The organism is Nocardiopsis suaedae, from assembly GCF_027706745.1.
Classification (GTDB): domain Bacteria; phylum Actinomycetota; class Actinomycetes; order Streptosporangiales; family Streptosporangiaceae; genus Nocardiopsis_A; species Nocardiopsis_A suaedae.
The window spans coordinates 40,346-57,810 of record NZ_JAQFWP010000025.1; the positions used below are offsets into that span (position 1 = coordinate 40,346).

A 17,465-nucleotide genomic window follows, 5' to 3' on the forward strand; every position below is an offset into this window, starting at 1 on the left:
TATCTCACCTAGCGCATGCTCGATAATGCCCATATCCGACACTAGTATTCCTATTAGGAACACTTGCCCCCGCCCTGCGGGGCGGGGCCGGACGGAAGGGGAAGGCCATGGACACCGAGGTGATCGGACGCCGGTTCGCGGGCAGGGCGGGGATCCTCACCGGGGCCGCGTCCGGGATCGGGCGGGCCGCTGCGCTGCGCCTCACCGCGGAGGGCGCGCGCCTGCTCCTCGTCGACCGGGACGCGGAGGGGCTGAAGGAGACCGTGCGGCTCGTCGGGGAGCAGGGCGGGCGCGCCGGGGGAGCGGCGGCCGCCCACCCCGGCGACGTCGCCGACGAGGAGGCCGTGCGCACCGCCGTCGCCGCCGCCAAGGAGCGCTACGGCGCCATCGACCTCCTGGTCAACGTGGCCGGGTTCCACAAGGTGGTGCCGCTGGAGGAGGTCACGGTCGACTACTGGCACCGGCAGTTCGCCGTGAACGCCCTGGGCACCGCGCTGTTCTGCCGGGAGGCCCTGCCGCACCTGGTGGAGAGCGGCGGGGTGGTCGTCAACACCGCCTCCACGTCGGCCACCCACGCGCACCCGTACATGACCGCCTACGCCGCCTCGAAGGGCGCGGTGCTCGCCTTCACGCAGAGCCTGGCGGCCGAGGTGTGGGGCCGCGGGGTGCGGGTGCTGGCGGTCTCGCCCGGCGGCGTCGCCACCCCGCTGGCGGACTCCGTGGCCTTCCCCGAGGGGACCGACGGGTCCTACTACGCCCGCATCACCCCGCCCCGGGGGATGGGGCGCCCCGAGGACATCGCGGCGGCGATCGCGTTCGCGGCCTCGGAGGACGGGGCCTTCGTCCGCGGCGTCGAGCTGCGCGTCGACGGCGGCTCGCACGCCTGACCCCGCCGGGCCGCGACGCCGAGCCGTCGGCCTCCTGCTTGGCGATCTCCTTGCGGACCTCCTCCATGTCCAGCTCGCGGGCCTGATTGATCAGGTCGTCGAGGCTGTCCTTGGGAAGGGCGCCCGGCTGGGCGTAGATCACGGTCTTCTCCCGGACGACCATCAGCGTGGGGATCGACTGGATCTCGAAGCTCGCCGCCAGCTCCTGCTGGTCCTCGGTGTCCACCTTCGCGAAGACCAGGTCCGGGTTCTCCTCGGCGGCCTTCTCATAGACGGGGGCGAACTGCTTGCACGGGCCGCACCACTCCGCCCAGAAGTCGATGAGGACGAAGTCGTTCTCCGTCAGCGTGTCGTTGAAGTTGTCCTTGGTGAGTTCGACGGTGGCCACTGCTTCTCCTGAACATGCCGGGTGCATCGGTCGTCCCTCGTAGAGCGGTCCTGCCCGAGGATTTGTTCCGCAAGCATCCCGTGATCCATCGGACGCCCGCGAACCGCGCCCCGGAGGCCGTCCCGCCCGCCCCGCCGCCCGGCCTTTTCCCGACAAAACACCCGATGCATACCGACTTGGGAGGAAAAGCTGCAGGTCATTAAGGTCGTATGGAAGACGGGATCCGGCACGGAGGGAACGGAGGGAACGTGGGCGGAGCGGGGCCGAGCGGGCGGCACGGGGACGACCGCGGACACGGGGCGGGCGACGGCGAGCCCGACTACCGGTTCACCCTCGCCAACGAGCGCACCTTCCTGGCCTGGATCCGCACCGCGCTGGCCCTGGTCGCCGGTGCCGTGGCCGTGCTGCACCTGGTCCCGCTGGACTGGGGCGGCGCCGCGCGGCTGACCGTCGGGCTGGCCCTGACCGTGCTGGCCGTGGTCATCACCGCCTACGCCCCGCTGCGCTGGCTCCAGGTGCAGCGGCTGATGCGGCGCGGCCTGCCGCTGCCCCTGAGCGCGCTTCCGCTGGTCACCACCGTCGGCGTCGCCCTGGTGTGCGGCGCGGTGCTGGTCGGGAACTTCTGGGGATGAGCGGCCGCGACCCCGGGCTGCAGCCCGAGCGCACCCTGCTGTCCTGGCAGCGCACCGTGATCGTGCTGGTGGCGGTGGCGCTGCTGTACGTGCGCGACCCCTTCCAGGACGGCGGCGACGGGGGCCCCGGGGCGCTGCTGCGGGTGGCCGTCGCGCTGCTGCCGGTCGGTACCGCCGCCGTCGCGGCCGTGCACGTGCGGCGCCGGTGGCGGGCCACCGGGCACGGCGCGCACGGCGACGCCTCCGGGCGTGCGCCGGCGCCGCTGGCGCGGGCATGGGTGCGGGTCCTGGTCAGCGCGGTGACCGCGGTGCTGGCGGTCGTCGTGGCCGTGAGCGCGCTGGCAGGGTAGGCCTCGCCGGTGGCGGCGAGGGGGCCGGATGGACGGGAGGTCCGGCCCGTCGCGTGGCGCGGCCGCCTCAGGCGGCCGCTGCGGTGCGCGCGTCCGGGTCCCCGGAGCGCTTGTGGTCGATCAGGGACGCGATGATGTCGTCCAGGCGGCGCTGGGGCTCGTAGCCGATCAGCGAGTGCGCCAGCGAGGTGTCGGGCATGCGGCGCTGCATGTCCTCGTACCCCTCGCCGTAGGCGTCCTCGTAGGACACGTAGTCGATCCGGCTGGAGGACCCGGTCATCGCGGTGACCCGGTCGGCCAGGCCCTTGATCGACACCTCCTCCCGGCCGCCGAGGTTGACCGCCCGGTTGTAGGCCGCCGGGGTCTCCAGCAGCCGCACCACCGCCGGGACCACGTCGAACACCGACCCGAAGCAGCGGCGCTGGGCGCCGGTGCCGTAGACGGTGATCGGGTCGCCGCCCAGGGCCTGGGAGACGAAGCGCGGCACCACCATGCCGTAGCGGCCGGTCTGGCGCGGTCCGACGATGTTGAAGAAGCGGGTGATCACGCAGGGCAGGCCGGTCTCCTCGCCGTAGATGTAGGCGACGAGCTCGTCCAGGCCCTTGGCGGCGGCGTAGGACCACCGGCTCTTGAGCGGCGAGCCCAGGATGCGGTCGGCGTCCTCGGTGAGGCCGTCGGTGTCGTTCTTGCCGTAGACCTCGCTGGTGGAGGCCACCATGAACCGGGCCCGGCGGCGCGCCGCGGCCGCGACCACGTTCTCGGTGCCGTTCAGGTTGGTGTGCAGCGACTGCAGCGGCCGGTCGACGATGGTGTGCACGCCCACCGCCGCCGCCAGGTGGAAGACGGTGTCGCTCTCGGCGATCACCTCGTCCACCAGGCGCGCGTCCAGGATGGACCCCTTGACCAGTTCGAACTGCGGGTTCCCGGACAGCTGGACCAGGTTGGACTCGCTGCCGGTGGACAGGTCGTCGAGTGCGACGACCGAGTGCCCGTGGGCGATGAGATGGTCGCACAGGTGCGACCCGATGAATCCGGCTCCTCCGGTGACAACGGCCTTCACGGTAGCCTCCCCCTCCTGAGGGTCACGGTGCTGTGTACGCGCCGGCGGGCGGGGCGCCCGTCGGCGGGGTGCGCCGCTCAGGCGAGCAGGCGCATGGTGTGGAAGCCTTCGGCCAGGGCCACCCCCGCCTGCATGCCGCGGAGCACGGCCAGGCTCCGCAGCGTCGGTTCGGAGCGGGTGTGCGGGTGCTCGTGGATCTGGGTGCCGTACAGCCGCATCCCGGCCAGCTTGGCCTCCATGTCGGCCTCGTCCAGCTCCACCATGAGGCCGGGGGACTCGGCGGGCCCATAGCGCCACTGGTCGGCGGCCTCCTCGTAGGCCAGCACGGCGGCGGGGTGGTGCCGCTTGCGGTTGTCCGACGGGCGCAGGGCCGTGTGCACCGCCTCGGCGGTGACCTGGTGGTCCTGGTTGTAGCTGGTGCGGTGCGGGGCGATGACCACGGTCGGCTCGATGGCGGCGATGGAGACCGGGCTGTTCCGCTCGACGGCGTTGGCCAGCTCGAAGCGGGGGAGCGCGTCGAGCTTGAGGTGGTACTCGTCCCCTGGGAAGGCGATGTCCCAGCCGTCCCACCGGAAGTGGTCGGCCACCTCCTTGATCTCGGCATAGCGCTCGTTGGCCGTGGAGAACCCCCGGGGCGAGACGTCGGCGGTGTCGCCCACGGTCATGAACTGGACGTACACCTCGGCACCGGCGGCCTTGGCCCGGTTCATGAGGCCGCCGCAGCCCAGCGTCTCGTCGTCGGGGTGGGGGGCGAAGATCAGGATGCGGTGCTGTGACCAGTCGATCGTCATGCCTGGGGTCCTAACGCATCTGGGGGATCCTGTTCGGGGGCGCACCGTGCGCTTGCCACGGGGACGCCCCATCCGGTGTGTCGGTTGCCACACCGGGCACGGGTCGGCCGTGCCCCGGCGGGGCGCCGCGATGAGCGGGGAGGGGCGGGCCTCAGCCGGAGCGGGCCTCGCGGAGGATGCCGATCCCGTCGGGGCCGGCGTTCAGCAGCAGGTCGAGAGCGGCCATACGGGGCAGGAACTCCGCACCCCGCCTGCCGTGCTGCGGGTAGACCGGGTGGTGGAAGCCCTGCCACTCCACGGAGACCCCGTAGCGCTTGAAGATCTCCTGGTCGACGTAGTCGCGGGCGCCGTCGCCGGAGAGCATCGAGCCCGCGCCGACCTTCGCCGAGAGCTGGGCGAGCAGCTCGCTCTTCTGGCCCGGGAACTCGCCGAGCTCGCTGGCGCGGACCACGGGGGTGTCGATCCCGAAGGCGTCCAGCACCAGTTCGGTGGTGGCCCAGGCCAGGTCGGCCAGGTGCGTCCACTCGCGTTCGTAGACGGCGAGCACCCGCTCGCCGTAGGCGTCCCAGAACGGTGCGCCGCGGTAGCAGTGCTCCGCGAGGGTGCGGCGGTGCTTTTCCCGCCAGGGATGGGAGTCGTCGATCTCCTTGTCCAGAATGCGCTCGTCCCGGCTGCGCTGGATAACCGGGACCGTCAGTAGCACGGGGCCGTTCTTCGACGCGACGTAGTTGCGGTTCTGCCACCCTTTGCGCTCGTACTGGACATGATCGAGCACGACGAAAAGATCGCTCCTGTCGACCTTGTCGATGAGGCCCAGCCAAGGCAGATAGTGCGGCTGGTGCATGGCGACGCGCACTGGGGTTCCTCTCCGAGGCGGGGACTGCACGCTCTGTGCGGTGTGCTGCCGCGCGGCAGGGGACGTCTCTCCTGCTCGGCGGGTCGGTCCTGTGTCCTCTGGGGGATTCGAGGTCTAGGGGTAGGTTCTACAGCATCTGCGGATCGTCTCGCGGCAAAACGAAGAAAGTGCGTAGCGGGGGCGGTACCGTGCCGTCCCTCTCGTATTGCACCAACGGGGCTCACCCACCGCAAGGCCGACCCTGCGATTCGGGTGGCCTACTTAGGTCGCCCGAAGCGGTGAACTCCCGGCGTGCGGGAAACGTCAACCTAATGCTGGTCTTGTCGGTTATCGTCGGCCCGAAACGGGCCCGTGGTCCCCGACGAACGTCCCTTTCGGCCCACGTGTCCCCCCGGTCCACCTGGAGGCGTCCCCCGTGCGTACTGCTCGGTTCATCGGAAGCTGGGCGGCAGGGCTCATCGCCCTGACCCTGGCCGTGACACTGTTCGTGCAATGGCTGCAGTTCGCCCTCGCGGCGGCGGGCGGCGGCCCCACCCCGCTGTTCCTGTGGATGGCCTTCGGCGTGAACCTCCTGGTGTGGAGCCTGGTCGGGGTGGTCCGCCTGGGCGACGACACGGTCCGCGGCGTCGCCGCGCGGCGGGCGCTGCGGCGCGGCCGTCCGGGCCGCCGCCGCCCGGCCGTCGGCGGGACCGAAAAGGGCCGGGAGGAGCGGCGGGTGCTGGTCCGGGCCCGGCCCGCCGAGGGGGCGGCCGGCGGCCCGCCGACGGCCGGTTCCGGCCTCGGAAATGGGTCCCCCGGCGGCCCGGAGGGCGCCTCGGCGCCCGTGCTCCCGGACGGCGCCGTCCCCGAGGGGGCGCACGACCCGGGGTCGGGCGGGACCGCCGTGGCGGCCCCCGCCGACCCCGACCGGCTCACCCTGGCGGTGATCATCCCCGCGCACAACGAGGAGCCGGTGATCGACGGCGCCATCGCCTCGGCGCTGCGGCTGTTCAACCGGTGGGACATCTACGTGGTCTCCGACAGCTCCCGCGACGCCACCGCCGACATCGCCGCCGAGACCGGTGTCAACGTGCTGGAGCTGCTGACCAACCGGGGCAAGGCCGGGGCGATCGAGGCGGTCATCGAGGAGTTCGACCTGACCGGCGGCTACGACGGGGTGGTCATCCTCGACGCCGACACCGAGCTGGACGAGCGGTACGTCGAGGGGGCGCGGCGCCAGCTCGCCGACCCGTCGGTGGCGGCGGTCGCCGGGTTCGTCGTCGCCGAGTGGAAGCCCTGGGAGCGGACCATGGTCGGGCGGCTCATCTCCGCCTACCGGGACCGGCTCTACTGGATGCTGCAGTACCTGCTGCGGTTCGGGCAGACGTGGCGGCACACCAGCACCACCTTCATCGTGCCCGGGTTCGCCAGCGCCTACCGCTCCAGCGTGCTGCGGCGGCTCGACATCAACCCCAAGGGGCTGGTGATCGAGGACTTCAACATGACCTTCGACGTGCACCACAAGCGGCTGGGGCGCATCTCCATGCGGCCCGACACCCGGGCCTACTGCCAGGACCCCTTCACCATGGGGGACTACGTCAAGCAGGTGCGGCGGTGGACGCTGGGGTTCTGGCAGACGGTGCGGCGGCACGGGGTGTGGCCGAGCCTGTTCTGGTTCGCGCTGTTCTTCTACATCCTGGAGGTCCTGCTGGTCGCGGTCACCCTGATCGGGACCGCGGTGCTCGGGGTGTTCATGGTGCTGCCGGCGGCCACCGGCGGGGCGGTGCTCTCGGCCGGGTGGTACGCCTCGGCGTACGGGGCGGTGGGCGCGGTGCTGCCGCTGACCGCGATCGCGGTCGGGCTGTTCGTCCCGGACTACGTGCTCACCTGCGTGATGGCCACCATCCGGCGGCGGCCCAGCTACCTGCTGTACGGGCTGTTCTTCCTGCCGATGCGGCTGATCGACTCCTACCTGACGCTGCGCACCATCCCGCAGGCGTGGACGGCGTCGTCGGACGGCCGGTGGAAGAGCCCGACGCGGGCGGCGGGCCGGCTCTAGCGCGGCGCCCTCCGGGGCCGTTCACCCCCTCCCGCCTGCGCGGCCGATGGTGACCAACCCCGCGCGGGAGGGGTGCGATACAGCATTTAGGGTCGAAGGGCAAGAGGGGGCCCGGGGGCGCGGCCGCACGAGGCCGCCGCCGGGCCCGCCTTACCGTCCGAGCACACGAGGTGCCCTGTGGATTCCAAGAGCCTCCCCTTCACGCTGTACCGCGTGCTGAGCTACGTCACCGGTATCGCCCTGATCCTCCTGGCGTTCGTCGCAATGCCGGCGAAGTACCTGGTCGGCGAGGGTTCGGCGGTGGCGCTGGTGCCCGCCCCCGCGGGGATGGAGCACCTCTTCGGCCCCGAGTCGGTGCTGATGCTGTTCATCGCCATCCCGCACGGCTACATCTACATGGCCTACGTGCTGGTGGTGATCTGGCTGGCCCTGGGCCGCCGCTGGGGCGCGGGCAAGACCGTCGGCGTGGCGCTGGCCGGGACGATCCCGTTCGTGGGCATGGTCGTCGAGCACCGGCTGGCCAAGGCGGAGAAGGCGAAGATCCGGGCCGAGCGGGACGGGGCGGCCCAGGGTCAGGGGGCGGCCGCCGGGGCCTGAGGCTCCGGGGCGCGGCCGCCGTCCTCCCCCGGGTCCCCCGGCGGGGGCGGGGCGTCCTCCATCTCCCGGCGCATCAGGGAGATCCAGAAGACGATGACGGCGCCGCCGAAGACCGCCCACTGGGCGGCGTAGCTGACGTTCTTCCAGTTCCAGGTGGTGCCCTGCTCGGGTGCGGGCGGCGGGGCGGGCGCCATGGCGGTCCCGCCGGAGGGGACGGCCCCGTCGGAGGGGTCCTGGCCGCCGAGGACGACGTAGCCCTCGTAGAGCCGGTAGGGCCACCGGTTCACCAGGACCGAGGGCGCGATCCGCCCGATGTGCCCGGCGGGCACGTCCACGAGGACGACGCCCTCCTCGTTCTTCTGCGGGGGCTGGAGCCAGCCGGTGACGGTGACCTCGCCCCCGGGCGTCGGGGCGAGGCGGTCGGCGGCGCCCTCCTGCTCGGCCTCGTCGGCGGGGATCCAGCCGCGGTTGACCGCGACGGCGGTGTCCTCGCCGGTCACCAGGGGCGAGACCACGTAATAGCCGAACGCGCCGGGGTCCTCGGCGTCGGCGCCGTTCTCGTAGCCGGGGGCGAGCAGCGGCGCGGTGTCGGCGAAGGTGCCGGTCGCGGTGACGGCGGTGTTGCCCAGGGACTCGGGCATGTAGTCGGTGGGGCCGATGACCGAGTCGAGCTCCTGGGCCCCGGCCAGCTCCTCGGCCGGGTTGACGACCTCCCCGCGGTCGGGCTGCTGGGCCCGCTCGAACTGCCAGTAGCCCGCGGTCATGCAGACCGCGAAGGCGAGGAGCGCGAGCAGGTGGAGCCCGATCCACCTGGGCGTGAACAGTCGGAATCGCACGTTCCCCAGGCTATGTCCGCCCCGGAGGGGCCCGCCCCCGGCCCCCGGTCGTGGACCGCGCGCGAGGATCCCTGTCCGCTTGGTCCCGAGGAGAGGCATCGATGGTGATTACTTTAAGTAATTTTCTGTGACGGAGGGTTGTTGAAGGCGGGTGACGTGGGTAATCTATGTACCAGCGCGGGAGGGAAATCACCGAAAACGCGCTTCGCGAGCTTTAAAAGGCCGCGACTCCAGGGGGGAGGAGTCGCCGGCCGTTCCCAGGCGAGGGCCGCCTCCGTGATTTTGAGGGGGGACACGGAGGCGGCCCTCGCATTTTCCTGCGTAGGGGCGGTCCAGCGGTCGACAGGGCGACGAGGGTGGCGGTTCCACCACCCGATCCGCCCCACGATGGTCGACCCACTACCCAGGGCGCCCCGGAGCGGGTACGGCCCCCGCCCCGGCGGCACGCCGACCGCTACACCAGGAACCACGCACCGTCGCTGAGAGGGGTGGGGGCGCAGCGGCATCCCCACTGCGCGGTCCGAGACCGCTTCGCGGACCCACTCGCCAGCAGGGGCGCAGGGCGATCCTTCTCGACAGGTTGCAGCCGGTGTGGAGGCAGTTCGCCTCATGGCGGGGGTCACTGCGGCATCCCCACCGCGCGCCGCTCGGGCCAACGCTGCTCGGCGGGCCCACCCGCCCCCTGCGGACGTGGGTTCCGGTGGGCGGGCGGCTACCAGCTCGACTCGTCCACCGGCACCCTTCACCCCCTCCTCCTCAGTGGACCGGGCGATGGGCGGTCAAGGGGCCGCCGTAGCCCATGGGCGGGGCCTTCATCTGGGCCTCCAACCGCTCAGGTGTGGGCTCGTGGAGCGTCGGTACGGCCCGCGACACACCGATGTTCGTCGCCACCCAGGAAGCAGGCCGCCCCTGCCCGTCGGTCGAGCGCCACACCCGCCACAGGCCGGTGAACTCGGAGTTGAGCCGACGCAAGGTCGCCTCCTCCGGGGCGACCGGAACCCGGCATTCGGCGGTCGCGCGGTCGGCCCGGACGACGTAGACGTCGGCGGTCGGTGTCCGGTCGGCCAGTTCGACCTCCGTGTTCACGGCGATCGCCCAGTCGAACAGATCGGCCAGGTCGCCGAAGAGTAGGGGCTTGGCGGCGCTCATCGGACGACCGCCACGACTCCGCGCGGCCGGGGCCGATTGGTGCGCTGCCAGGCGAACAGAGCGAGGGCATCGACCGTCGGCCGCTCGTGGAGGCCGGTGGCGGCGACGGCGAAGAAGTGTCCGGAGGTTTCGCCGAACCAGATGACGAGGTTCGGGTACTGCGCCTGCAGCCGGGCGGCAGCGGCGTGGGCGCCGGCGTGCTCGGGCGATCGCCCCCAGCGCATCGCGGCGCGATCGCGGTAGCGGTTAGGGTCTGCCATGTCGTCAGCTCCTCTGTAGCTGGTGACCACGCCCCCGGACGCCTGATCCGCGTCGCGGGGGTCTTCGTGTCCACTCATGCTTGTTCGCTGAACGACCCGGCGGGAGTGTGACCGCGTTGCCTAGGCTGGGAGGCAACGGTCAACACCCCCGGGAGCGCTGCCCTATGACCGAGTAATAGCGGGTTGCCGCCGGTCCGAACGCGAGGGCCGCTCATTCACGCGGGTACCGACGCTCTAAGCGGAGCGTGAGTTTCTTGTGCCCGCAGGGAGTCTCACGTGGGTTGGCTTGGTCCTGTTCTCTCTGATCTGCTCCGCCTGATTGTGGTCGCCCTCGAAAGCTGGGGGCACACCGCTCGACTGATCACGAACCTCGCGGCCATCGGCGGAATCATCGTCGTCGTGGTGCTCGTGTTCCGGTTCTTCTAGTTGGTGAGGGTGCCCCATCTTCTGGTGGGGCGCTGTCTCTTGTGATCCCGGTGGCATCCCACCGCGCGCCTCGCGGCTCAAGTCGGCCCGGCAGTCCCACCCGCCCCCTGTGGGCGTGTCGTCGGCCCTCTCAGTCCATGAGCAGGCGTGACAGCGGTTCGCGGATGTCCGGGGGATACAGGTTCAGTTCCCCGAACGCGTCAGGGGGCGCCCAGAGCAGCTCGAAGCTGTTCTCAGGGCCGTGCGCGTGGGCCTCTGGGCCGGAGAGTTCGGCGCTGCCTCTCACATCCCGCATCAGGTAGTAGCCGACGGGGCGTCCGTGGTGGCGTCCCCTCCACAGCAGGCGGTCGATCCGCGCTTCGAGCGTCGTCTCCTCGCGGAGCTCCCGCAGGGCCGCCTCCTCGCCGCTTTCGCCGTCCTCGACGTGCCCGCCCGGCAGGACCGCGTAATGGTGCCCAGGGCACCCCGGCCCTTTCCGCCCGTCGTCGGCGCACTTCACGCAGTCCTCGGCCGATTCCTTCCGCAGATACCTCTTGATGACCAGCACTCGCCGTCCTTCGGCGACGACGGCGACCGCCCTGGGAGTCCTCACCCCTCGATCATGGCCGCGGACCCGGGCGGCCGGCCAGGCGGATCGGCGGGGAGGCCGCCACCGGTCACTCGGCCGGGGGCCCCGGTGAGCAGGTCGGCCAGGACCGACCTCAGCCCGGTGACGGCCTGCGGGTCCAACGAGTAACAGATCTGGTTGCCCCGGCGGACGGTCGTGACCAGGCGGGCCTCGCGGAGGACCTTCAGGTGCTGGCTGATCGTCGGCTGGCTCACGTCGAAGACCTCGGCGAAGTCGCATGCGCACGTGTCCGGTGTGCGGGCCAGCTCCCGGAGGATGCCCAGGCGCACCGAGTGGCCCAGGGCCCGGAACCGCTCCACGGCGAGGTCGGCGGGGTCGGCCGAAGCGGCGGTGTGGGCGGAGGGTGCGGAGGCCGGGGCGGAAGCGGGGGAGGCGGCGGTCGGCGGCATATTGACATCATATCGTCTCACGTCTATATAGTCAGATCACTAAATAGTCGATTCTCTATATTCGGGAGGCGCGCCATGTCCGCACCGGTGAACGGGGTCAACGAACTCGTACTGGAGGTCAGGGACCTGGAGGCGGCCGAGCGCTTCTACACCGATGTGCTCGGCTTCCCGGTCATCGAGCGGTGGGAGGGCCCACAGTGGAACGGCCGCAACGCCGTCTGGGTCCTCGCGGGCTGGACGCGCATCGGCCTGTGGGCCCCGCAGATCGGCATCTCACGCGGCCGCGGCGGCCTGCACGTCCACTACGCGATTCACGTCGACCCCGAGGACTACGCCGGGATCGTCGAGCGCATCCGCTCCCACGGACACACCGTCGACGAGGTCGAATTCGGCGGTCGGGCCCACTCCGCCTACGTCACCGACCCCGACGGCAACGTCGTGGAGTTCTGGGACTGGGACGCCCGCGACGGCAGCCCGGGCGCCCCGAAGGCCGTCACCGAGGGGATCTACGGGGTGTGATCCCCCGGGACCGGGCGCGTGATCACTCCAACCGCCCCTCGGCCAGGATGTCGTCCATCTCCTCGATGCCGTAGTTGTCCACGACGAGGATCTCCGACTCCGGTAGGAACCAGTACCGCTGGCCGTATCCCCGCATGATGGGGCGTCCATCCGCCGCCGTGCTGTTCTCCGGGTCGATGCACAGCGCCGTCACCTCGGCGTACGCCGCCTTCTTGTCGCCCACCGGGCGCGTCGTGAAGGCGGCGTGCGCCTCCGGCTGCGGGAACTCCGTCTCCCGCGTCTCCACGCCCATCGGGCACGGGGCCGGGTTCGTCGACGGGTCGTAGGGCAGCGCCGGGCCGTCGGGGGCCAACGGCGCGCCGTGGCCCGCCTGGGAGATGGCCTTCGGGCCCAGGACCTTGATGTGCGGGCACGGCGCCTCGTCCGAGTTCCCCCAGTTCAGCCTGTCGGCCCCGCACTCCCCGGGAACCAGCGCCGTCCACTCCTCGCTGCCCAGGCCCGTGTCCCCGGGGCTGCTGAAGTCGTCCTCGCGGGAGCGGACCTGCCAGCCCTCGGGGACGGTCACGGCCAGGGTGCGGTACTCCACCTCCGTGCCGGCGGGCGGGGGAGGCGAGGAGGAAGGCGGGGAAGGCGAGGGCGAGGAGCCGGACGCGCAACCGGCGGCGGTCGTCAGCAGTGCGAACAGCAGTACGGCGGCGGCCGCCTTGGGACCTGGCATGGTGACCTTCGCGGGAGGGGGGATCGGGGCGCGGGGTGTCCGCGGAGCGCATTGTCCCGCACCGCCCGCTCCCACTTATAAGTACGCCTACTCATGTTCTTCCGCCCCCGCATGGCGGATGATCGGTGCATGGACGAGACCACGAAGAGCGCCACCCCGACCACCCTCCTCGCGGCCGGTGCGCTTCTTGTGGGCGCCGCCCCCGCCGCCTGGTGGGCGGTCCGGACCCCGCCCGACGCCATCCCCGACGCCGACCACGCCATCGCCGCCCCGACCCTGCCCGACGGCGCCGCCGCCGTGATCGGGATCGCGGGCGCCGCCTTCGCCCTCGCCGGGCTGGCCCTTCTCATCCGCCTCACCGTGGCCGGGCGGATCGGCGGCCTCCACCTGTCCACCGCGCTGCTCCTGGCGCCCCCGTCGGCGCTGGCGGGCGTCTGGTGGGCGATCGCCACCGCCCCCGTCATCGGCGCTAACATCGGTTTCGGCATGGCCACCGTCGTGTTCCCGCCCGTCGCCGCGGTCTGCCTCGCGGCGGCCCTCACCACCGGGCTCCTCGCGCGCCGCAAGCGCGGGGCGAGCCGCTCCGGAACCGTCCGCGCCGGCGACTGAAGCCGCCGACCACCCACCGATCCCCCGAGGACGACACCGACGATGACCCCCAAGAGCAGAACCCCCGCCATGCTCCTGCCCGCCGCCGCGCTGGCGGTCGGCACCGCCCTCGCCACGTGGCGGGTGCTCTACCGGCCCACAGAGGAGGTCCTCGCCGACTGGGCCGACCGGGAGGGCGCCTCGGGCCCCGGCAGCATCGAGCCCGCCTACCTGATCGGTCCCCTCCCCCTCTCCGATGGAGCGATCACCGCGATCGGCGTGGGCGGCGCCGTGCTCGCGGCGGCCGCCCTCACCGTGCTGGCCGTCTTCACGGCGACCCGGCGCATCGGCCCCCTCCACCTGGTCACGGCCCTGCTCCTGATTCCCCTGAGCGCCGTCGTCGGCGGCTGGTGGATGATGGCCACCGCCGTCTACCTGGACCGCGGCTACGACCCCGGCTACCACCTCACCTTCAATTCGATCCCCTGGGTGCTCGCGGGCCTGGTGCTCCTGCCCGCACCGATCGTCACCCTCGTCATCGCGGGGGTGATGGAGCGGAAACGGATGAGGGGTCAGGCGCAGGCACATGCGCGCGCGCATTGGCAGGCGTGAGGCCTCAGCCCTCCGCGCTGCCGATCCTCGGGAACGGCTCGGTGGAGAAGACGACCTCCACCGGAACCTCGAAGTACCGCGCGATCCGCAGGGCCAGGTGCAGGCTGGGGCTGTACTCGCCCCGCTCCAGGTAGCCGACCGTCTGGTAGTGCACACCGAGGGCCTCGGCCAGCGCCCGGCGCGAGATCCCCCGCTCCGCGCGCAGCACGGCGATGCGGTTGTAGATCGGCTCCGCCTGCGCCCCGGCCTTCGACCGGTTGGACACTGCACCACTAGACACGCTGCATCGCCTTCTGCCGAGCCTCCTCCACGTTCGCCCCGGAGACCCTGCGGGCCGTCCTCCGCAGCAGCCACGGCGCCAGCGCCAGCCCGAGCACCGCCCACGCGCCCAGCGCGCCCATCGTCTCCAGGTGCCGCCAGGACTCGCCGATCTCCGCGCTGAGCATACTGTCGGGCAGGACCGCCGACCGCAGGCCCAGCCCGACCCAATAGACGGGGAACGCCTGGGCGATCCACTGCAGCCATTCCGGCAGCGCCGTGATCGGGAAGAAGATGCCGGAGATCCCGGTGAGAGCGAAGATCGGGACGGCGCCGACGGCGTTGACCAGGCGGGGGTTGTTGAACAGGGAGCCCAGGACGGCCCCGAACGGGATCGTGGCGACCATGCCGAGCAGGAGCACGCCGAGCAGCAGCGGCCACCCCCTCGCCAGCCCCGCGGCGAGCCCGTCGAAGAGGAACAGCCCGGGGAGCACCAGAAGGGCCACGGTGGTCAGGACCAGCGCCGCCGCGTAGACGATCTTGCCGATCAGGTAGACCGTGATCCCGTCGGGCAGCGCCTTGGCGCGCAGCAGAGTGCCGTCCTCCCGTTCGGTGGCCAGCACCATCGCGGTCGCGACGACCCCGGTGAATACGACGGACAGGCCGAGAACGCCCGGCAGGGCGGCCGTGGCGGCGTCGACACTGGTCCCCTCGACGGCTCTGCCGCGCATGAACGACAGTCCGACGCAGAAGGCCGCGACGAACGCCACGGTGCCGAGCATCTCCTGGACGCTGCGCAGGGAGGCCATGAGCGCCAGCCCGCCCGAGGCCCAGCCCTGCCGAAGGAGGTGTGCCGTCCTGTTCATCGCCCGATCCCCTCCAGCGCCGCCGCGGCCTCGGCCGTCCGTCCCGACTCGTGCCGGGCCACCATCTCCATGTAGGCGTCCTCCAGACTGGCCCGCCGCACCTCCAGGCCGGTGACCGCGTCGCCGTGCTGCTCCAGCAGCTCCCGCACGAACGCGGTGCCGTCGGGAGCCGCGTGCACGAACCGCTGCCCGTCCCGGGTCCAGCGCACCTCGCTGCCGGTGCCGACCCGGCGCGCCAGCTCGTCCGCGCTGCCCTCGGCGACGATCCGCCCGTCGGCCAGGATGAGGATGCGGTCGGCCAGCTTCTCGGCCTCGTCCAGGTCGTGGGTGGTCAGCAGGACCGTGGTGCCCTCCTCGTCGGCGAGCCGGTGCACCAGGTCGTGGAAGTCGCGCCGGGCCAGCGGGTCGAACCCGGCCGTGGGCTCGTCCAGGAACAGCAGCTCGGGGCGGCCGACGATGCCGACGGCCACGTCCAGCCGCCGCCGCTGCCCGCCGGACAGCGAGGACACCTTCGCCCGCGCGCGGTCGGCCAGCCCGACCGCCTCCAGGAGCGCGTCGACGTCGCGGGGGCGGGGCCGCTCGGCGGTGGCGTAGGGCGTGTAGTGCGCGGCGAAGTGCGCCAGCATCTCGCGCACCCGCCAGTTGCCGTGGTCGCGCCAGGACTGCAGGACGATCCCGAGCCGGGCCCGCCACGCCTCGCCGCCGACGGCCGGGTCGGTGCCGAGCACCGCCACCTCGCCCGCCGAGCGCATGCGGAAGCCCTCCAGGATCTCGATGGTCGTCGTCTTGCCGGCGCCGTTCGGCCCGAGGAGCACGATGACCTCGCCCGGTGCGGCGGTCAGGTCCACGCCTTTGAGCACGTCGTCGTCGCCGTAGCGCATGCGGAGCCCGCGCGCCTCGACGGCGGGGCCCGCGTTCGCGAGGGGCGCCGCCACCGATGCGGCGCCGTCGTCGGTGAGAGCCATGGGGGACACTGCCTTTCATCCAAGGTCTGCTCTTATAGATAGTACATGTACTACATTCCTTCGCAAGAGTGCTGTCCGGTCGCGGACATCGCCGCGGATTCCTCCGGCGGGCGCGGCCGGTGCGCACGATCCGCACAGAGGCCGGTGTCCCGGTGGCCGGATCAGCGGAGGACAGGGGCTCGATCACACGGCGTCCGGACGCGGTGACAGAATCGCCCGACCGGTTCGCCCCGCACAGCGACGTGAAGGGACGCCCCTGTGTCCGACGGTTCCGCCCCCTCCCCACCGAATCCGCAGGCGCCCGACCCGGCGGAGGCCGATCCGTCGGCCCCCGGCACGCCGCAGGACCCCCGGCGCACCCGGCGCGACTTCCGGCTCTTCCTGTCCTCCCACGTCAGCAACGAGGTCGGCGGCGCGGTCACCATGGTGGCGCTGCCGCTGACCGCGGTCGTCCTGCTCGACGCCACGCCGCTGGAGGTGGGCGTGCTCGCCGCCGCCGAGCAGGCCGCGTTCCTCCTGCTGGGCCTGCCCGCCGGGGCCTGGGTGGACCGGATGCGGCGCCGCACCGTGATGATGGCGGTCGACGCGGCGCGCCTCCTCCTGCTCGCCTCGGTCCCCGCCGCCCACCTGCTCGGCGTGCTGGACGTCCCGGTGCTGGTCGTGATCGCGCTGCTGCTGGGCTGCGCCCAGCTGTTCGGGGACGTCGCCGACCACTCCTACCTGCCCAGCCTGGTCGGGCCGGACCGGCTGGTGCGGGGGAACGCCCGGCTGGAGGCGGTCCGGTCGGCCTCCGGCTTCGCCGGGCCGGGCATCGCCGGGACCGCGGTGCAGGTGTTCGGCGCCGCCGGGACCCTGGGGGCCAACGCGCTGACGGCGCTGACCTCGCTGCTGTTCCTGGGCGCGATCCGCACGCGCGAGCCGGACCCCGCCCCCGCGGGCCAGGTGGGCCTGGCCGGGCAGATCCGCGAGGGCGTGGCCTTCCTGGCCGGCCACCGGCTGCTGCGGCTGATCGTGCTGGAGACCGCGCTGATCAACCTCTTCATGAGCGCGCTCTTCGCCATCGAGGTGCTCTTCCTGACCCGCACCGTGGGCCTGCCCCCGGCGGTGGTCGGCTGGATGATGGCCGGGGCCACCCTGGGCGCGCTGGGCGGCGCGGCGGTGACCGGGCGCCTGGCCGACGCCGTCGGCCAGGCCCGGCTGATCTGGCTGTCCCCGCTGGTGACGACGCCGTTCGGGCTGCTGCTGCCGCTCGCCGCGCCGGACTGGCGGGCCGGACTGTACGTGCTGGCCTCGGCGGTGCTGGCCGCGGGGACCGTCTGCTACAACATCTGCCAGGTCGCCTACCGGCAGCGGGAGTGCCCGCCGGAGCTGCTCGGGCGGATGACCGCGACGATCCGCACCATCGTCTGGGGCGTGATCCCGGTCAGCGCCCTGATCGGCGGGGCGGTGGCCGAACTGGCCGGTGTGCGCGAGGCGGTCGCGGTGTTCGCGGCGGGGATGGCGGTGAGCCCCCTGGTCCTGGTGTTCTCCCCGATGCGCCGGATGCGCGGGTTCGACGGCGACGGCCCACTTGCCGGTGCCGGGGACGGCGCCGACAGCCGGCGGCAAGGCCCCGGCAAGGGGGAGGGGGCACCGTGAGGGCATCGGCGCAC

At 72.3% G+C, this 17,465-nt stretch carries 22 protein-coding genes and 1 pseudogene; 10 read left to right on the forward strand and 13 right to left on the reverse strand.

Annotated features, from left to right (window positions below; translation table 11 throughout):
* Nucleotides 1-107 precede the first annotated feature (107 nt).
* Nucleotides 108-887: an SDR family NAD(P)-dependent oxidoreductase gene (locus O4U47_RS14875; RefSeq protein WP_270678445.1), complete on the forward strand. Its 780-nt coding sequence runs from the start codon at nucleotides 108-110 to the stop codon at nucleotides 885-887.
* 13 nt (nucleotides 888-900) lie between these two features.
* Here O4U47_RS14875 and trxA read toward each other — a convergent pair.
* Nucleotides 901-1,275, reverse strand: a pseudogene (gene trxA, locus O4U47_RS14880) (thioredoxin); the annotation flags it as partial.
* 248 nt (nucleotides 1,276-1,523) lie between these two features.
* On the opposite strand from trxA, the gene O4U47_RS14885 reads away from it, so the two are divergent.
* Together O4U47_RS14885 and O4U47_RS14890 are read left to right on the forward strand one after the other, a co-directional pair.
* The gene (locus O4U47_RS14885) at nucleotides 1,524-1,907 is read left to right on the forward strand and encodes a YidH family protein (protein ID WP_408638976.1); all 384 of its coding nucleotides are present in this window, start codon (nucleotides 1,524-1,526) and stop codon (nucleotides 1,905-1,907) included.
* Entirely contained in the window at nucleotides 1,904-2,257 is a 354-nt protein-coding gene (locus O4U47_RS14890; protein ID WP_270678447.1) for a DUF202 domain-containing protein, read from the forward strand. Before O4U47_RS14885 ends, O4U47_RS14890 begins: the two co-directional genes overlap by 4 nt.
* Nucleotides 2,258-2,324: 67 nt before the next feature.
* Here O4U47_RS14890 and O4U47_RS14895 read toward each other — a convergent pair whose 3' ends face one another.
* From O4U47_RS14895 to O4U47_RS14905, 3 genes are all read right to left on the reverse strand, one after another.
* Nucleotides 2,325-3,317 carry an NAD-dependent epimerase/dehydratase family protein gene (locus O4U47_RS14895; protein ID WP_270678448.1) on the reverse strand — a complete coding sequence of 331 codons (993 nt, stop codon included), beginning with the start codon at nucleotides 3,315-3,317 and terminating at the stop codon, nucleotides 2,325-2,327.
* Nucleotides 3,318-3,394: 77 nt separating this feature from the next.
* A complete protein-coding gene (locus O4U47_RS14900; RefSeq protein ID WP_270678449.1) occupies nucleotides 3,395-4,108 on the reverse strand; it encodes a PIG-L deacetylase family protein in 714 nt (237 codons plus the stop codon).
* 151 nt (nucleotides 4,109-4,259) lie between these two features.
* Nucleotides 4,260-4,964 (reverse strand): WbqC family protein, encoded by a 705-nt coding sequence (locus O4U47_RS14905; RefSeq protein ID WP_270678450.1) that lies wholly within the window; start codon nucleotides 4,962-4,964, stop codon nucleotides 4,260-4,262.
* Between the two features lie 415 nt (nucleotides 4,965-5,379).
* Here O4U47_RS14905 and O4U47_RS14910 point away from each other — a divergent pair, with 415 nt between their 5' ends.
* A complete protein-coding gene (locus tag O4U47_RS14910) occupies nucleotides 5,380-7,002 on the forward strand; it encodes a glycosyltransferase (RefSeq protein ID WP_270678451.1) in 1,623 nt (540 codons plus the stop codon).
* Nucleotides 7,003-7,179: 177 nt separating this feature from the next.
* The gene (locus O4U47_RS14915; protein ID WP_270678452.1) at nucleotides 7,180-7,599 is read left to right on the forward strand and encodes a DUF3817 domain-containing protein; all 420 of its coding nucleotides are present in this window, start codon (nucleotides 7,180-7,182) and stop codon (nucleotides 7,597-7,599) included.
* Here the strand turns inward: O4U47_RS14915 and O4U47_RS14920 are convergent.
* From O4U47_RS14920 to O4U47_RS14930, 3 genes are all read right to left on the reverse strand, one after another.
* Entirely contained in the window at nucleotides 7,575-8,435 is an 861-nt protein-coding gene (locus O4U47_RS14920) for an SURF1 family protein (RefSeq protein WP_270678453.1), read from the reverse strand. The two genes, O4U47_RS14915 and O4U47_RS14920, sit on opposite strands and share 25 nt — an antisense overlap.
* A gap of 756 nt (nucleotides 8,436-9,191) precedes the next feature.
* Nucleotides 9,192-9,584, reverse strand: a complete 393-nt coding sequence (locus O4U47_RS14925; RefSeq protein ID WP_270678454.1) for a hypothetical protein — start codon at nucleotides 9,582-9,584, stop codon at nucleotides 9,192-9,194.
* Nucleotides 9,581-9,844, reverse strand: coding sequence for a hypothetical protein (locus tag O4U47_RS14930; protein ID WP_270678455.1), 264 nt, complete (start codon nucleotides 9,842-9,844; stop codon nucleotides 9,581-9,583). The genes O4U47_RS14925 and O4U47_RS14930 overlap by 4 nt, the downstream gene beginning before the upstream one ends.
* A 276-nt stretch (nucleotides 9,845-10,120) precedes the next feature.
* Between O4U47_RS14930 and O4U47_RS14935 the strand changes: the two genes are divergently transcribed.
* Nucleotides 10,121-10,270 (forward strand): hypothetical protein, encoded by a 150-nt coding sequence (locus O4U47_RS14935; protein ID WP_270678456.1) that lies wholly within the window; start codon nucleotides 10,121-10,123, stop codon nucleotides 10,268-10,270.
* Between the two features lie 130 nt (nucleotides 10,271-10,400).
* Here O4U47_RS14935 and O4U47_RS14940 read toward each other — a convergent pair whose 3' ends face one another.
* Together O4U47_RS14940 and O4U47_RS14945 are read right to left on the reverse strand one after the other, a co-directional pair.
* Nucleotides 10,401-10,862: an NUDIX domain-containing protein gene (locus O4U47_RS14940; RefSeq protein ID WP_270678457.1), complete on the reverse strand. Its 462-nt coding sequence runs from the start codon at nucleotides 10,860-10,862 to the stop codon at nucleotides 10,401-10,403.
* Nucleotides 10,859-11,287, reverse strand: coding sequence for an ArsR/SmtB family transcription factor (locus O4U47_RS14945; RefSeq protein WP_270678458.1), 429 nt, complete (start codon nucleotides 11,285-11,287; stop codon nucleotides 10,859-10,861). Before O4U47_RS14945 ends, O4U47_RS14940 begins: the two co-directional genes overlap by 4 nt.
* A gap of 75 nt (nucleotides 11,288-11,362) precedes the next feature.
* On the opposite strand from O4U47_RS14945, the gene O4U47_RS14950 reads away from it, so the two are divergent.
* Nucleotides 11,363-11,806 carry a VOC family protein gene (locus O4U47_RS14950; RefSeq protein ID WP_270678459.1) on the forward strand — a complete coding sequence of 148 codons (444 nt, stop codon included), beginning with the start codon at nucleotides 11,363-11,365 and terminating at the stop codon, nucleotides 11,804-11,806.
* A gap of 22 nt (nucleotides 11,807-11,828) precedes the next feature.
* Here O4U47_RS14950 and O4U47_RS14955 read toward each other — a convergent pair whose 3' ends face one another.
* Nucleotides 11,829-12,524 carry a hypothetical protein gene (locus O4U47_RS14955; protein WP_270678460.1) on the reverse strand — a complete coding sequence of 232 codons (696 nt, stop codon included), beginning with the start codon at nucleotides 12,522-12,524 and terminating at the stop codon, nucleotides 11,829-11,831.
* 129 nt (nucleotides 12,525-12,653) lie between these two features.
* On the opposite strand from O4U47_RS14955, the gene O4U47_RS14960 reads away from it, so the two are divergent.
* On the forward strand, nucleotides 12,654-13,133 hold the full coding sequence (locus O4U47_RS14960) for a hypothetical protein (protein ID WP_270678461.1): 480 nt from the start codon (nucleotides 12,654-12,656) through the stop codon (nucleotides 13,131-13,133).
* 42 nt (nucleotides 13,134-13,175) lie between these two features.
* Nucleotides 13,176-13,724: a hypothetical protein gene (locus O4U47_RS14965; protein WP_270678462.1), complete on the forward strand. Its 549-nt coding sequence runs from the start codon at nucleotides 13,176-13,178 to the stop codon at nucleotides 13,722-13,724.
* Nucleotides 13,725-13,728: 4 nt separating this feature from the next.
* On the opposite strand, the gene O4U47_RS14970 is transcribed toward O4U47_RS14965, so the two are convergent.
* Genes O4U47_RS14970 through O4U47_RS14980 form a run of 3 tightly spaced genes read right to left on the reverse strand, consistent with a single transcriptional unit; the run spans nucleotide 13,729 to nucleotide 15,813 of the window.
* Nucleotides 13,729-13,989: a helix-turn-helix transcriptional regulator gene (locus tag O4U47_RS14970; protein ID WP_270678463.1), complete on the reverse strand. Its 261-nt coding sequence runs from the start codon at nucleotides 13,987-13,989 to the stop codon at nucleotides 13,729-13,731.
* A 7-nt stretch (nucleotides 13,990-13,996) separates the two neighbouring features.
* A complete protein-coding gene (locus tag O4U47_RS14975; protein WP_270678464.1) occupies nucleotides 13,997-14,848 on the reverse strand; it encodes an ABC transporter permease in 852 nt (283 codons plus the stop codon).
* Entirely contained in the window at nucleotides 14,845-15,813 is a 969-nt protein-coding gene (locus O4U47_RS14980; RefSeq protein WP_270678465.1) for an ABC transporter ATP-binding protein, read from the reverse strand. Before O4U47_RS14980 ends, O4U47_RS14975 begins: the two co-directional genes overlap by 4 nt.
* Before the next feature lie 258 nt (nucleotides 15,814-16,071).
* On the opposite strand from O4U47_RS14980, the gene O4U47_RS14985 reads away from it, so the two are divergent.
* Entirely contained in the window at nucleotides 16,072-17,451 is a 1,380-nt protein-coding gene (locus tag O4U47_RS14985) for an MFS transporter (RefSeq protein ID WP_270678466.1), read from the forward strand.
* Nucleotides 17,452-17,465 lie beyond the last annotated feature (14 nt).

Coding starts and splice junctions, on each gene's coding strand:
- O4U47_RS14950 (WP_270678459.1), top strand. CDS start 11,363: ATGTCCGCACCGGTGAACGGGGTCAACGAACTCGTACTGGAGGTCAGG.
- O4U47_RS14900 (WP_270678449.1), bottom strand. CDS start 4,108: ATGACGATCGACTGGTCACAGCACCGCATCCTGATCTTCGCCCCCCAC.
- O4U47_RS14960 (WP_270678461.1), top strand. CDS start 12,654: ATGGACGAGACCACGAAGAGCGCCACCCCGACCACCCTCCTCGCGGCC.
- O4U47_RS14975 (WP_270678464.1), bottom strand. CDS start 14,848: ATGAACAGGACGGCACACCTCCTTCGGCAGGGCTGGGCCTCGGGCGGG.
- O4U47_RS14930 (WP_270678455.1), bottom strand. CDS start 9,844: ATGGCAGACCCTAACCGCTACCGCGATCGCGCCGCGATGCGCTGGGGG.
- O4U47_RS14945 (WP_270678458.1), bottom strand. CDS start 11,287: ATGCCGCCGACCGCCGCCTCCCCCGCTTCCGCCCCGGCCTCCGCACCC.
- O4U47_RS14980 (WP_270678465.1), bottom strand. CDS start 15,813: ATGGCTCTCACCGACGACGGCGCCGCATCGGTGGCGGCGCCCCTCGCG.
- O4U47_RS14925 (WP_270678454.1), bottom strand. CDS start 9,584: ATGAGCGCCGCCAAGCCCCTACTCTTCGGCGACCTGGCCGATCTGTTC.
- O4U47_RS14890 (WP_270678447.1), top strand. CDS start 1,904: ATGAGCGGCCGCGACCCCGGGCTGCAGCCCGAGCGCACCCTGCTGTCC.
- O4U47_RS14965 (WP_270678462.1), top strand. CDS start 13,176: ATGACCCCCAAGAGCAGAACCCCCGCCATGCTCCTGCCCGCCGCCGCG.
- O4U47_RS14875 (WP_270678445.1), top strand. CDS start 108: ATGGACACCGAGGTGATCGGACGCCGGTTCGCGGGCAGGGCGGGGATC.
- O4U47_RS14955 (WP_270678460.1), bottom strand. CDS start 12,524: ATGCCAGGTCCCAAGGCGGCCGCCGCCGTACTGCTGTTCGCACTGCTG.